The organism is Agromyces sp. P1_H4, assembly GCF_056405255.1.
The window spans coordinates 1-13,285 of the sequence record NZ_JBFUCL010000067.1 but is presented as its reverse complement, the minus strand read 5'-3'; the positions used below and the strand labels follow the sequence as shown (position 1 = coordinate 13,285).

The 13,285-nt window shown below is 70.5% G+C and carries 13 protein-coding genes; 2 read left to right on the top strand and 11 right to left on the bottom strand.

Annotated elements, in window-relative coordinates; translation table 11 throughout:
• Both AC1DY2_RS06480 and AC1DY2_RS06475 read right to left on the bottom strand, forming a co-directional pair.
• The coding region (locus AC1DY2_RS06480) for an NUDIX hydrolase (protein ID WP_476761671.1) at positions 1-393 on the bottom strand (393 nt) is incomplete at its 3' end.
• 10 nt (positions 394-403) lie between these two features.
• Entirely contained in the window at positions 404-1,039 is a 636-nt protein-coding gene (locus tag AC1DY2_RS06475) for a LysE family translocator (RefSeq protein ID WP_476761670.1), read from the bottom strand.
• A 106-nt stretch (positions 1,040-1,145) separates the two neighbouring features.
• Here AC1DY2_RS06475 and AC1DY2_RS06470 point away from each other — a divergent pair, with 106 nt between their 5' ends.
• Positions 1,146-1,598 carry an Lrp/AsnC family transcriptional regulator gene (locus tag AC1DY2_RS06470; RefSeq protein WP_476761669.1) on the top strand — a complete coding sequence of 151 codons (453 nt, stop codon included), beginning with the start codon at positions 1,146-1,148 and terminating at the stop codon, positions 1,596-1,598.
• A gap of 28 nt (positions 1,599-1,626) precedes the next feature.
• Here AC1DY2_RS06470 and AC1DY2_RS06465 read toward each other — a convergent pair whose 3' ends face one another.
• The 6 genes from AC1DY2_RS06465 to AC1DY2_RS06440 all read right to left on the bottom strand — a co-directional run bounded on the left by AC1DY2_RS06465 (position 1,627) and on the right by AC1DY2_RS06440 (position 9,598).
• Positions 1,627-2,004 carry a DUF805 domain-containing protein gene (locus AC1DY2_RS06465; RefSeq protein ID WP_476761668.1) on the bottom strand — a complete coding sequence of 126 codons (378 nt, stop codon included), beginning with the start codon at positions 2,002-2,004 and terminating at the stop codon, positions 1,627-1,629.
• 36 nt (positions 2,005-2,040) lie between these two features.
• The gene (locus AC1DY2_RS06460; protein ID WP_476761667.1) at positions 2,041-4,056 is read right to left on the bottom strand and encodes a beta-galactosidase; all 2,016 of its coding nucleotides are present in this window, start codon (positions 4,054-4,056) and stop codon (positions 2,041-2,043) included.
• Between the two features lie 61 nt (positions 4,057-4,117).
• A complete protein-coding gene (locus tag AC1DY2_RS06455; RefSeq protein WP_476761666.1) occupies positions 4,118-5,044 on the bottom strand; it encodes a carbohydrate ABC transporter permease in 927 nt (308 codons plus the stop codon).
• Positions 5,041-5,997 carry a carbohydrate ABC transporter permease gene (locus AC1DY2_RS06450; protein ID WP_476761665.1) on the bottom strand — a complete coding sequence of 319 codons (957 nt, stop codon included), beginning with the start codon at positions 5,995-5,997 and terminating at the stop codon, positions 5,041-5,043. Before AC1DY2_RS06450 ends, AC1DY2_RS06455 begins: the two co-directional genes overlap by 4 nt.
• Before the next feature lie 99 nt (positions 5,998-6,096).
• Positions 6,097-7,446, bottom strand: coding sequence for an ABC transporter substrate-binding protein (locus tag AC1DY2_RS06445; RefSeq protein WP_476761664.1), 1,350 nt, complete (start codon positions 7,444-7,446; stop codon positions 6,097-6,099).
• 46 nt (positions 7,447-7,492) lie between these two features.
• Complete coding sequence (locus tag AC1DY2_RS06440) at positions 7,493-9,598, bottom strand: beta-galactosidase (RefSeq protein WP_476761663.1); 2,106 nt, start codon at positions 9,596-9,598, stop codon at positions 7,493-7,495.
• Between the two features lie 168 nt (positions 9,599-9,766).
• Between AC1DY2_RS06440 and AC1DY2_RS06435 the strand changes: the two genes are divergently transcribed.
• Complete coding sequence (locus tag AC1DY2_RS06435; RefSeq protein WP_476761662.1) at positions 9,767-10,783, top strand: LacI family DNA-binding transcriptional regulator; 1,017 nt, start codon at positions 9,767-9,769, stop codon at positions 10,781-10,783.
• A 56-nt stretch (positions 10,784-10,839) separates the two neighbouring features.
• On the opposite strand, the gene AC1DY2_RS06430 is transcribed toward AC1DY2_RS06435, so the two are convergent.
• From AC1DY2_RS06430 to AC1DY2_RS06420, 3 genes are all read right to left on the bottom strand, one after another.
• A complete protein-coding gene (locus AC1DY2_RS06430) occupies positions 10,840-11,931 on the bottom strand; it encodes an alpha/beta hydrolase (RefSeq protein WP_476761661.1) in 1,092 nt (363 codons plus the stop codon).
• Between the two features lie 65 nt (positions 11,932-11,996).
• Positions 11,997-12,791, bottom strand: coding sequence for an SDR family NAD(P)-dependent oxidoreductase (locus AC1DY2_RS06425; protein ID WP_476761672.1), 795 nt, complete (start codon positions 12,789-12,791; stop codon positions 11,997-11,999).
• Entirely contained in the window at positions 12,791-13,216 is a 426-nt protein-coding gene (locus AC1DY2_RS06420) for an SRPBCC family protein (protein WP_476761660.1), read from the bottom strand. Before AC1DY2_RS06420 ends, AC1DY2_RS06425 begins: the two co-directional genes overlap by 1 nt.
• Positions 13,217-13,285 lie beyond the last annotated feature (69 nt).

Below are 13,285 nucleotides of genomic sequence, written 5' to 3'. Positions count from 1 at the left end.
GCCCAGGTCATCGAGACGTCGCCATCCCACCTCGGTCATCTCGCCGTCGGCCGGATAGGGCTCGCCCTCGAGCCACGTGCACCGGAAGGTGAGGTCGAGGTAGTCCGCCTGGTCGCCGTTGTCGTAGGTGATCCGCGGGATCTGGTGCACCCACGCCAGGCGGTCCGCCCGGATGCGCACGCCCGCCTCCTCGAGCGCCTCGCGGCACGCGGCATCCGCCGGCTCCTCACCCGGATCCACGATGCCGGTGATGGGGGTCAGCGCGCCATTGTCGGAGCGGCGACCCAGCAGCACCTCGTCGCCACGGACGATGACCGCGGTCACGCCGACGAACGAGAGGGGGCGGGTGCCGAGGTGCCGGCGCAGTTCGAGCACGAAGTCGGGAGTGGCCATGCAGGCCACGCTACCGAGTGAGGTGCATCAGCTGCTCGGCCACGAGCACGACCGCGAGCAGCACCATCGCCGCGCCCGAGACGCGCGAGACCACGCGCATGGCCGACGGCCGTGCACGGATCACGGCCTTGGCGCCGACGCCCACGACGGAGTAGACCAGTGCGCAACTGCCCACGAAGATGAGCCCGAGCACCGCGAGCTGCACCGGGATCGGCCAGTCGCCCGCGGCATCCGTGAACTGCGGCAGCAGCACGACGAGCACGAGCAGTCCCTTGGGGTTGAGCCCGCTCACGCCGACCCCCTGGGCCAGCCGAAGCCACGCCCTCGACTCACGCTGCGGGCCCGACTCCCCGGCCGTCGCCACGGCGGGCGGGTGCAGCAMAATGCGCACGCCGAGGTACGACAGGTAGCCCGCCGCTGCCAGGGTGAGGATCACGAGTGCCCACGGCAGCGCCGCCAGCGTCGCGCCCACGCCCACCGCCACCGCGGCCACCGCGACGAGATAGCCGATGAGGATGCCGCCGAGCGCGGGCATGATCGTGCGATCCCTGGTGCCCGCGGCGATGATGTAGGCCCAGTCGGGCCCCGGCACGAGCACCATGAACGTCATCATCGCCCAGCAGGCGAGCAGCAGTTGCACGTCCATCGCATTCCCCGATCGTCGTTCCGATACGACGAACGTACGGAAGATCGGCTGGAAGGTGGTTCCAACTTCCTCCCCTCCGGCGCCCTGCTGTGGAAGAATCCACCCCATGGACGCCATCGACCGGAGAATCCTTGCCGAGTTGCAGCACGACGGCCGACTGAGTCTCACCGACCTCGCCGAGCGGGTGCAGCTCAGCATGTCGCCGACGCACCGGCGCCTGCGAGCGCTCGAGGAGTCGGGCGCGATCACCGGCTACCGTGCGGTGATCGACCCCGAGGTCGTCGGGCTCGGCTTCGGCGCGCTCGTGTTCGTCACCATGGACCAGGCGAACCGCGCGACCATCCCCGCGTTCGATGCCGCCGTCGCCGAGGTCCCCGAGGTGATCCAGGCCCTGCGGCTGTTCGGCGATCCCGACTACCTCCTGCGCGTGGCCGTGCCCGACCTGCCCGCCTACCAGCGGCTCTGGGACGAACGCCTCTCCGCGCTGCCAGGCGTGCGGCGCGTCGAGTCGACCCTCGTCATGAAGACGATCGTCGACGACCGCTCGCTGCCGATCTGACGGGCGTGCGCCGCAGCCGCCGTCGGGCTCAGGCGGCGGCCGGTCCCGGTACGGCGTCCGGCGCCGCGAGCCCGTCCTTCGCCGGCTGGGACAGGAAGACGGCCAGCACGATCAGTCCGCCGATCGGCACGAGTACCCAGAACAYGTGCCCCCAGCCGTACCCGGCGTCACGCAGGCGCCGCACGGTGACGGCGAGGTACGGCAGCAGCACGGCAACGCCCCAGAGTCCCGCGAGCACCGACCCCAGGTAGGCGTTCTCGCCGACCGGGAACACGTTGAGCACGTTCAGCGCCGACAGCACGAGCACGTTGAACAGCGCCCACCACCAGAACTCGGGCCGCCCCGCGCGACCGGTGAACTCGGCGTACTTGCCGAAGACGGTGCGGATGGATTCGACGAAGGACATGCTCGAAGTGTAGGGCGCGGCCGGCGCCCCGGCGGCTCAGACCGGACGGACGACGGCCACCCCCTGCGACGGCAGCACGAGGCCCGAGGCATCCGACCCCGTGAGCAGGTCGGTGCCCTCGACGACGAGCTCGGTGTCCTCGGCACCGTGGTTGATGGCGAACACGAATCCGCCACGTCGCACGACCTCGACCCGACCGCCGTTCGCGACGGGTGCGGGCACCTCGATGCCGGCCTCCTCGGCGATCCGGGCGACCAGCCGGCCGAGCGCTTCGGGTTCGGGCAGCGTCGCGACGTACCAGGCCGCGCCTCCCCCGCCGTCGGCGCCGCGACGCGTGACGGCAGGCCACCCGGCGAGCGCGCCCTCGGCGAACGTCGCCTCCGTCGCGGCATCCTCGACCCGCACGTACTCGGCCCAGACGGCACCGGATGCCGCCCCGCCGAGCACGTCGCCGTCGACGGCGACCGGCGGCGGCGCTCCCCCGCCGACGGCCCGGAGGTCGGGCGCGGCCGGCGGTGCGAACTCCTCGATCCACACGCCGAGCGTGCGCCGCAGCGGCTCGCCGAGGTAGCCGCCGAGCCGCACGTGCAGGTGCTCGTCGGTGATGCCCGTGCCAAAGCCGACGACGAGCGTGCCCCCGGCCTCCGCGAACGCCGCCAGGTTCTCGAGCTGCGCGTCGGTCGCGACGAAGTGGGTCGGTGCGACGACGAGCCGGTAGCCCGACAGGTCGGCGTCGGCTCGCACGAAGTCGACCGTGAGCCCGAGCGACGTGAGCGCGTGGTGCCAGGCGAACAGGGTCTCGAGGTAGGAGACCGTCGTGGGGGAGGCCGGCTGCTCGACCGCCCACCAGCTGTCCCAGTCGAGGGCGATCGCGACCTGGGTGGGGACGCGGCTGCCCTCGAGGCCGACCTCGGGCCCCGACAGCCGCTGCAGCTCCCCGCCGAGCTGCTCGATCTCGCGCCACACCCTCGTGTCGGTGCCGCCGTGCGGAACCATTCCCGAGTGGAACTTCTCCGAGCCCGCGGCCGACTGCCGCCACTGGAAGAAGAGGATGCCGTCGGCGCCGCGTCCGATCGACTGATAGGACCACGCGCGCATCTGCCCGGGCACCTTCGCCGCGTTCTGCGGCCGCCAGTTCACCGCTCCCGGCGACTGCTCCATGAGGAGCCATGGCGCTCCGTCGCCGAGCGAGCGCATCAGGTCGCGCACCATCGCGGCATACGGCACCGAGATCGGGTCGGCGGGATCGGGGTAGGTGTCGTCCGAGACGATGTCGACCTCACGCGCCCACTTCCAGTAGTCGACGGGCTTGAAGAACCCCATGAAGTTCGTGGTGATCGGCACCTCGGATGCCGCGCGGATCACCTCGACCTCGGACCGGTAGCAGGCCAGCAGCTCGTCGCTCGAGAACCGGTCGAAATCGAGAAGTTGCGTCGGGTTGCGGAACGTCGGGGCCGCGCGCGGCGGCTCCACCTCGTCGAACCCGTCGTAGCGCTGCGACCAGAACGCCGTGCCCCAGGCGCGGTTCAGCTCGTCGATCGATCCGTACTTCGCCTCGAGCCAGGTGCGGAACGCCGCGGCCGACACCTCGCAGTAGCAGTGGCTGACGTGGCATCCGTACTCGTTGTTCACGTGCCAGAGCTCGAGGGCCGGATGCTGCGCGTACCGCTCCACCAGTCGCGTCACGAGCTCCCGCGCTCGGTCCCGGTACACGGGCGAGCTCGGGCAGTACTGCTGCCGGCTGCCCACCGCGAGCCGCACGCCCTGCTCGGTGACGGGCAGGGTCTCTGGATGCCGCTTCGCGAGCCACGGCGGCGGGGATGCGGTGGCCGTGGCCAGGTCGACGCGGATGCCCCCGGCGTGCAGGGTGTCGAGCACGTCGTCGAGCCAGGCGAAGTCGTACTCTCCGGGGCGCGGTTCGAGCCGGGCCCACGAGAACACGCCCACCGTGGCGAGGCTGATGCCGCCGCGCTGCATGAGCGTGACGTCCTCATCCCACACCTCGCGCGGCCACTGCTCGGGGTTGTAGTCGCCGCCGTACCAGATCGTCACGATCGCGCCCTCTCCGTCGGAGTCATCCGTCCATCATCCCTGCGGCGCGCTGGCGATGCGCTCATTCCTTCACGCTCCCCGTCGCGAGCCCCGACTGCCAGTAGCGCTGCAGGAAGAGGAACGCGAGCACCAGCGGCACGATCGACACGAGCGAACCGGTGATGACCGTGGAGAACAGCGCTTGGGAGCCACCGCCCTGACTCGCCGCCGCCTGGAGCTGCGCGAGGCCGACCGTGATCGGATACAGATCGGAGCTGTTCAGCATGATCAGTGGAAGGAAGTAGTTGTTCCACGTCGCCACGAGCGAGAACAGGAACACGGTGACGAGGCCGGGGCCGAGCAGCCGCAGTCCCACCTGCCAGAAGATCCGGAACTCGCCGGCGCCGTCGACCCGCGCCGCCTCGATCAGGCCGTCGGGGATGGCATCGGCGGCGTACACCCGCATGAGGTACACCCCGAACGGGCTGACCAGCGACGGGATGATGACCGCCCACGGGGTATCCGTCAGGCCGGCCGAGGAGAACAGGAGGTAGGTGGGCAGCGCCAGCGCAGTGAGCGGGATCATGATCGCGCCGAGCGTCGCGCTGAAGAGCGCCTTCTTGAAGGGGAACTCGTACTTCGCGAACGCGTAGCCCGCCATGGTGGAGAGCAGCGTCGCTCCCACCGCAGCGCTGATCGAGTAGACGAAGGTGTTGACGAGCCACCGTGTGAAGATGCCGTCGCGCACGCTGAACAGGGTCTGCAGGTTCTCCCAGAGGGAGAAGTCGCCGCCGAACCACAGACCGAACGTCGAGAACAGGGCGGCGTTGTCCTTGGTCGAGGAGACGAGCAGCCACCACAGCGGGAGCACGAAGTACAGCACGAGGAGCCAGAGCAGCACGGTGAGCAGCACGCTCCGGCGCCGCTCGGGTGCGTAGTGGCGGGCCGATCGGCGCGAACCGGTCGCATCGCCGACGGTCACGGCCGCGCGGGTCTCGGTGGAGGTCATGCCGGCCTCCGTTCGCGCCGCTCGCGACGTTGCGCTCCGAGCTGGACGAGGTACGACAGGACGGCGATCACGATTCCGAGGAGGAACGCGATGGATGCCGCGTAGTTCAGCTCCTGGTTCACGAACGCGAGGTTGTAGGCGTAGAAGTTCGGGGTGTACGAGTTGATCACCACGTTCGGGGCGATGATGGACAGCAGGCTCGGCTCGGAGAAGAGCTGGAACGACCCGATGACCGAGAAGATGATCGTCAGCAGGATCGCCGGCCGGATCGCCGGGATCTTGATGCTCCACGCGAGGCGGAACTGCCCGGCGCCGTCGATCTCGGCTGCCTCGTAGAGTTCGCCGGGGATCGACCGCAGGGCCGCGTACATGATGATCATGTTGTAGCCGACGAACTCCCACGTGACGATGTTCATCATCGAGCCGAGCATGTTCTCGGCCGACAGGAACTCGGGCGTCCCGAAGCCGAGCGCGCGTGACATCTGGGCCAGCGGGCCGAAGTCGGGGCCGTAGAGGTAGCCCCACATGAGCGTCGCGACCACGGCGGGCACGGCGTAGGGCATGTAGATGAGCAGGCGGACCGCCTTCGAACCCCTCGCCCGGAAGCTGTCCAGCGCGAGGGCGAGGAAGAGCGCGAGGCCGAGCATGATCGGCACCTGCACGACGAAGAACAGGCCCACGCGTCCGAGTCCCTCCAGGAACAGCGGATCGGTCAGCGCCCGGACATAGTTGCCGAGGCCGTTGAAGACCTCGCCGCCGATGAGCTTGCTCTCGAAGAGGCTCAGGTAACCGGAGTAGATGAGCGGCACGACCAGCATCGTGATGAACACGATGAAGAAGGGCAGGAGGAACAGGTAGGCGGCACGGTACTGCTTGCGCTTCGCGGTGCTCGTGCRGCGCTTCGGCGGTGGCGCGGTCGGGCGCTCTGCGGTGAGCGCCGGGGAGGTCGACATGACGGCTCCTTCTCGTGGTGGATGGACGATGGGGTGGGGCGCCCGCCTGCAGGGCGGCGAGCGGTGGCAGGCCGGCCGGCCGGCGGGCGCCCCGCGGACTCACTCGACGGTGAAGCCCTGGTCCTCCGCATACTTGACGAGCTGGTCCTGCCAGGCGTCGAGGGCAGCGGCGATGTCACCCTTGTCGGCGATCACCGTGCCCATCGTCTCCTCGTAGGTGGAGTACACGTAGTCCATGAACGGCAGCCACTCGAAGTCCGTGTCGACGGTCGTCGAGATGTCGGCGAACAGCTTGTTGACCTCCTGGCCGCCGTAGAACTCCGACTGCTGGTCGACGAACGCGGGGTCCTCGAGCACCGACACCTGCGGCGGGAAGAGGAACTGCTCGGTCGCCAGCTTCATCGCCGACTCCTCGTCGTTGTTGATGAACTTCGCGAGCTCGTAGGCGGCGATGGGGTTCTTCGTCGACGCGAGCACCGCGTCGGACGAGCCACCCCAGTTGCCGGAGACCTCGGTGCCCGCATCCCACTGCGGCAGCGGCGCGGCACGCCAGAGCCCTGACGTGTCCTCGGCCGTGCCCTGCAGGAAGATCGGTCCCCAGGCCGCGGTGAGCCAGCCGGCGTACTTTCCGCTCGCCAGGCCCTGGTACCACGTGTCGTTGAAGTCGACGTCGGTCGAGATGAGGTCGGCCTGGATCAGCTGCGTCCAATAGTCGGCGACCTGCTTGGCCTCGTCGCTGTTCACGTTGATCGACACGGTGTCCTCGCCGTTGTACCCGAACGGCTTGACGCCCGCCTGCCAGAAGAAGCCGATCATCTGGCCGGCCTGGGTGGCGCCGAGGTTCGAGATGTACGAGCCCGTGGCATCCTTCACGGCCTTCGCCGCCGTCGCGTACTCGTCCCATGTGGCGGGCGGCTCGGTGATGCCGGCCGCAGCCAGGATGTCCTCCCGGTAGAGGTTGCCCATCGGGCCGACGTCCTGCGGGATCGCCCACACCTCGTCGGCGGGCGAGACCTGGTTCCACGCCCAGTCGACGTAGTCGTCCGCCAGGTCGTCGGCACCGTACGGCGTGAGGTCGAGCAGCGACTCGGGCAGCACGAACGAGGGGATGTACTGGTACTCGATCTGTGCGACATCCGGTGCGCCCTCGCCTGCCTCGATGGCGCTGCGCAGCTTCTGGTAGTGCGGCAGGCCCTGGCCGACGTTCTCGACCTTGACGTCGATCGCGGGGTACTTCTCCTCGAAGAGCTTGACCTCGTTCTCGATGTCGGGCACCCACGTCCAGAAGGTGAGCTTCGTGGGCGTCTCCATCGCCTTGTCGATGTCGTCCTGGCTGACCGGACCCTGGTCGGACCCGCCTCCGCCGCTGGGGCTGCATCCCGACATGACGAGTGCGATCGAGGCGGCGCCGGTCACCAGCGCCAGTGCTGTCTTGCGTGCCTTCTTCATGATGACTCTTTCTGTGGTTGGGTCGGATCAGGCGATCCCTTGGTGCTCACTCGCCGACGAAGGTCCGCGTCGACCAGGCCGGCAGTGAGACATCGGTGCCCGTCGGGAGCTGGTCTCCGGTGACGGGGTCGGTGACGGATGCCGCGAGCGTGACGGCCTGCGGCTCCCATCCCCAGTTGAAGACGAACCAGGCGCGGCGGCCGTCGGGCAGCGAGCCCGATGCCACGGTCACGGGTAGCGCGCGACCGGACGCGAGTCCGTCGGCGGTCGGCGACGGCACCGCCCAGCGCACGAGGTCGGCGGCCAGCGCGGGCGAGGGCACCGTGCCGACGACCGTGATGCGGCCCGACCCGTGCTCGTTCGTCGTGACGGCCGGGAAGTCGCCGAAGCGCGGGTGGTCGTAGCGCGCGAGCGTCTCGGCGCCCGAGGCGATGAGCCCGTCGGCCCAGCGGCGGGCGACCGCGTCGTCGGATGCCGCGAGCGGCCCGCTCCCGGCGACCGGCACGTCGTGACGCAGGTTGGAGAACTCCTCGTACCGCACGCCCGCCGCCTCGTGGAGCCGCGCCGGGGCGACCTCGACGCGCGCCCGGGCCTCCTCGTCGCCGTAGCCGGTGCGGATGCCGACGATGAGGTGCCCGCCGGCCGCAGCGTAGTGGCGCAGCAGGTCGAGATCCGCGTCAGATGCCACGTAGAGCGCCGGTGCGACGAGCACCGGGAACCGGGCGGCGAGCTCCTCGGCGCCGAGGGCGAGCGCCTGCGACACGTGCAGGATGCGCGACTGCGCGCCCGCGTCGATGACGCCGCGGTGGAACGCGTCGACGATGTGCTGGTACGACGCCCGGTCGGGCTGCCCGTCGTCGGTCGCGAGCGGCGGGAAGAACTCGAGTGCGAAGCGGCTGTCGTTCGACCAGAGGATCGCGACGTCCGCGTCGGGCTCGAAGCCGTCGAGCGCCGTGCCGATGGCCTGCAGGTCGGCACCGACCTCGGCGACCTCGCGGTAGACGCGGCCGGGTTCGAGGCTGTGCGGCAGCACGCCGCCCCAGTACGTCTCGGTGCCGTAGGGCAGCGTGTGCCAGTGCCAGTACTCGATCATCGACGCGCCGCGGGAGATGAACGCGAAGGCGGCCTGCTTGAGCTGCCCGGGATACGGCGGCAGGTTGAAGTCCGAACCGCCGATCGATTGCGCGTCGGTCTCGGTCACGAGGAACCGTGCTTGCTTCGACGAGTACATGCGGTCGGCCTGGCGCAGCATCGCGGCGACGCCCGATGTGGTCCACGGGGTGACCGGCTCGAGGTCGACGGTGGCGTCGAGGTGGTCCTGCATGGCGTAGTAGGGGTTGCCGGCGGTCACGTCGAGCGCCTCGACGAGCTCCTCGTCGGCGAGGGCCGGCCGCGGGTAGGCGATGCACGTGGTGACGAACTGCCCGGGCTCGGCGTACTCGCGCACGATGTCCGCCTGCCAGGCGATGAACTCGGTCGTGAGGTCGGCCTGGTAGCGCCGCCAGGCCAGGTCGTACTGGGGCAGGGTGTTCCCGTCGGGCGTCCACAGGTCCGACCAGTCCGAGAGCCGGTGCGACCAGTAGGTGAGGCCCCACTCGCGGTTGAGCGTCTCGACGTCGCCGTACTGCGCCTTCAGCCGGCGCACGAAGCGCTGGAAGGAGCCGCGGTTGTGGAACAGCAGCATGCCCGGCTCGTTGTCGACCTGGTAGCCGATCACGGCGGGGTGGTCGGCGTACCGCGCGATCACCGCACGGATCACTCGCTCGGCGTGGAAGCGGAAGGCCGGGTGCGAGTAGTCGACCTCCTGACGGGCCCCCCACGGCATCGGCTCTCCGGTGCGCGGCTCGCCGGCGATCTCGGGGTAGGCGCTCTGCAGCCACGGCGGCACGGCGTAGGTGGGCGTGCCGAGGATGACGCGGATGCCGCGGGCGTGCGCTCCGTCGAGCACGGGCTGCAGCCAGTCGAGGTCGAACTCGCCGTCGCGCGGCTCCCACGTCGACCACACGGACTCGCCGACGCGGATGACGGTGAAGCCGGCCGCCTGCATCAGGTCGAGGTCCACCTCGGTGCGCTCGTCGCGGTGGTACTCGGCGTAGTAGGCGGCACCGAAGAGGATTCCGCTGGGGAGGTGGGCGGGGTTCGAGGGATCCATCGAGTCGTACTCCGTTGTCGGCCGAGCAGGGTGGTGAGTGTCAGAATGTTTTCGACAACATCGTGTCGAGACCAGAATGTTGCCGATAACATCAGATGTCAAGAGCAGATCGCCGATTTCAATCGACGACGCATCGTGGGAGCGCGACCACCCGAGAGGAGCCCGCGTATGGACCCCACCGCCAGGCCGGCGACCATCTACGACGTCGCGCAGGCGGCCGGCGTGTCGCACCAGACGGTCAGCCGGTTCCTCAAGGGGTTCGCCGGCATCCGGCCCGAGACTCGCGTCCGCGTCGAGCGAGCCCTCGACGAACTGGGGTACCGGCCCAACCTCACCGCCAGAAGCCTCAAGTCGGGCCGTTCGCACCGCATCGGGGCGATCACGCACGAGGTGTCGCACGTCGGCCCGAGCCGCATCGCGCAGGGCGCGAGCGTCGCCGCCCGCGAGGCCGGCTACGTCCTCGACCTCGTGTCGCTCGACGTGGAGGATCCGGCCGCGATCGAGGACTCGCTCGAGCTCATGGCGCAGCTCAACCTGGCGGGTGTCCTCGCCCTCTCCTCGACCGACGCCATGACGAAGGCGTTCGAGGCGACTCGGTTCCGCGTGCCCGTGCTCATCGCGGTCGCCTCCGACGAGGACGGCCGCCGCACCGACCCCGCCGCAGTGCACCTGCACGAACTCGTGGGTCACCTCGCAGACCTCGGGCATCGTCGCCTGGTGCACATCGCCGGGCCGGCCGAGTGGCCCGCCTCGCGGCTGCGTGCCCGCGCCTACGAGGACGCCGTGCGCGACCTGGGCCTCACCTCGCTGGGGGTGCTGTCGGGCGACTGGTCGGCCCGCTCGGGCTACGACGCGATCATGGCCCTGCCGCAGCTGCCCGAGGCCACCGCCTACGTGGCCGCCAACGACCAGACCGCGCTCGGCGTGATGCTCGCGCTCAAGGAGCGCGGCCTCCGTATCCCCGACGACGTCAGCGTCGTCGGCATCGACGACGTGGCCGATGCCGCGTTCTTCGACCCGCCGCTCACGACCCTCCACCTCGAGTTCGAGGCGCAGGGCCGGGCGTCGGTGCTGCAGCTCATCGCCAGCATCGAGGGCGTCGACGGCTCGCGGCCCGACCTCCCGACGCCGCACCTGGTCGTGCGACGGTCATCAGGGCCGGCCCCGGCGTCCATGCGCCCCTGACCGCTCGCCATCGAGCCACCACGCGGCCGCCGGCCGGCGGCCTCGTGGTGGCTCGATCACGGCTGCGTCGTGTGCGCGGCGAGGAAGGCGAGGGTCTCGTCGAGTGCCACGTGCGCCTCCTCGAAGTCGAGGTGGAACTGGTACTCGTGCGGCAGCGCCGGCTGGTGGTCCGCCGGCCAGAACAGCTCCGTCGTCTCCACGCCGGCGTCGGCGAGCGCGTCGCTCATCGGCACCGACTGGATCCAGGTGAGCGCGTCGCCGTTGCCGCCGCTGATGAAGGTCGGCGGGAAGTCCTCGGTGACGAACTCGATGGTCGACATGGTGGTCCCGGCATAGCTGCTCGACCAGTCCTTCGTGCCGGTGTACGCCCAGAGGGCCACCTTGAACCCCCACTGGCCGATGCCGTTCAGCTCCGCCATCGCCCGCAGGTCRTACACGCCGCAGTTCAGGATGGCGCCCACGAGCTGCTCCGGTTCGAGGGCGGGGTCGAGGCCGAGCAGGTGCGCGTACTTGTCGTTCGTGGTGAGCACCGCCAGCTGGCTGGCGAGCTGCGCCCCTGCGGAGTCGCCGGCGAGCACGAGCTGGTCGGGGTCGACGCCGAGCTCCTCGGCGTGCTCGACGACGTAGGCGAGGGAGTCGTTGAGCTCCCGCAGGGCGGTCGGATAGGTCGCCTCGGGGGCGATGGTGTAGTCCAGCCCGATCGTCGTGTAGCCGTGGCTCGCGAGGATCCGCAGGTAAGGGTCGACGTTCTCCTTCGCGCCCGAGATCCAGGCGCCGCCGTGCACCCAGACGACCGTGGGGTGCGGCCCCGGGTCCTCCGCGGGCGTGAAGACGTCGAGACGGGTGTCGGCGCCACCGGTGCCACCTGCGGCATCCGTGGCCACGTCGAGCCGCGCGTCCACACCGGTCTCGGGTACGAACGGCTCCATCTCGGCCACCGTGTCCGCAGCACCGCGCTCGAAGACGGCCCGGATCGCGAGCGACGCGGGCCACGGCGTGCTCGAGACGATGAGCGAGACCGCCACGAGCACGAACGCCGTGATCAGCGCGGCGAGCGTCCACCTGCGAGCCCTCGCCGACAGCCCGGGTCGGCGGTCGAGCAGCGGGTCGGATGCCGCGGCGCGCGGGCTTCGGCGATCGGTGGTCACGCCTCATCGTGGCAGCGCCCCGTGCCCGTCGGGACGGGACGCGCCGCCGCGGCATCCGTCGCCCGTCAGTCGACGAGCGCCCCGGCCGTCACGTTCACGATCACGCCGGTCATCGAGCGGGCCCGATCGGATGCCACGAACGCGAAGTATTCGCCGACCTCGTCGAGCGTCGGCAGGCGCCCGAGGAGCGTGGTGCTCGCGAGGGCCGCGAACCACTCGTCGCGGGTGACCCCGCCCGCGTCGGCCATGCGCCCGAACATCTCCCCCGTGTACGAGAGGTCGTACGCGTCGGCCATCGCGTGCGGCCGCACGCACACGACGCGCACGCCGGCCGGGCCGAGCTCGCCGGCGAGCGCCCGCGAGAACCCCTCGAGGCCGGCGCTCTGTGCGGCGTTGCCGATCAGGCCGTTGCCCGTGAGCCGCGCCCCCGGGGTCGAGATCGTGAGGATCACGCCGCTCCCCTGCGCCACCATGTGCCGCGCCGCCGCCTTCGCGGTCACGAAGTTGGTGCGCAGGTACCCCGTCACGGGGTGCAGGTAGGCGTCGAGGCTCGTGTCGGCGATGGACAGGCCCTGCACGTGGTCGAAGCCGACCGTGTTGAGGGCGATGTCGATGCGGCCCGCGGCATCCGCCACCTCGTCGGCATGCCGGTCGACGGCGTCCTGGTCCATGGCGTCGACCACCGCGATGTCGACGGATGCCCCCTCGGCACGTGCCGCGGATGCCGCCGCCTCGAGCCGGGGCAGGCTGCGCCCGGCGAGGAACAGCCGCGCGCCCTCTCGGGCGAAGGCCTTCGCCGTCGCCGCACCGATCGATCCGCCACCGCCGTGGATCACGGCCACCTTGTCCTCGAGCAGCATCACGCCGCCTCCTCTGCKTCCATGGTCTGTTCGTACCGGCCGAGGATCTCGGTCCAGCCGGCTTCGTGCTTGGCCGCCGCCTCGGCGTCGGTCAGCCTCGTGTGGTGCACCTGCACGACGGTCGCCTCGCCGTCGGGCTCGAACGTCACGTGCACGACCGAGTCCACGTGGTGCGTGTGCTCCGATCGCCAGGTGAACTCGAGCTTCCGCGGCCGGTCGATCAGCCGGTAGACGCCCGAGTGCGTGATGGTGCCGAACCGGTCGCGCATCGTGATCGAGAACGCGCCGCCCTCGCGCGGGTCGGCGACGACGACCGACGGCTCGCCGGTGTCGTCGCGGCGCATCCACACCGCGAGGCTCGCGGGGTCGAGCCAGGCGTCGAAGAGCCGGTCGGCGGATGCCGCGATGCGGCGTCGTACGGTCACGGCCGTCATCGGGGGCCGCCGCCGTCGGTGCGCGCGGCGCTGCCGTCGTCGGTGCGCGCGGCGCTGCCG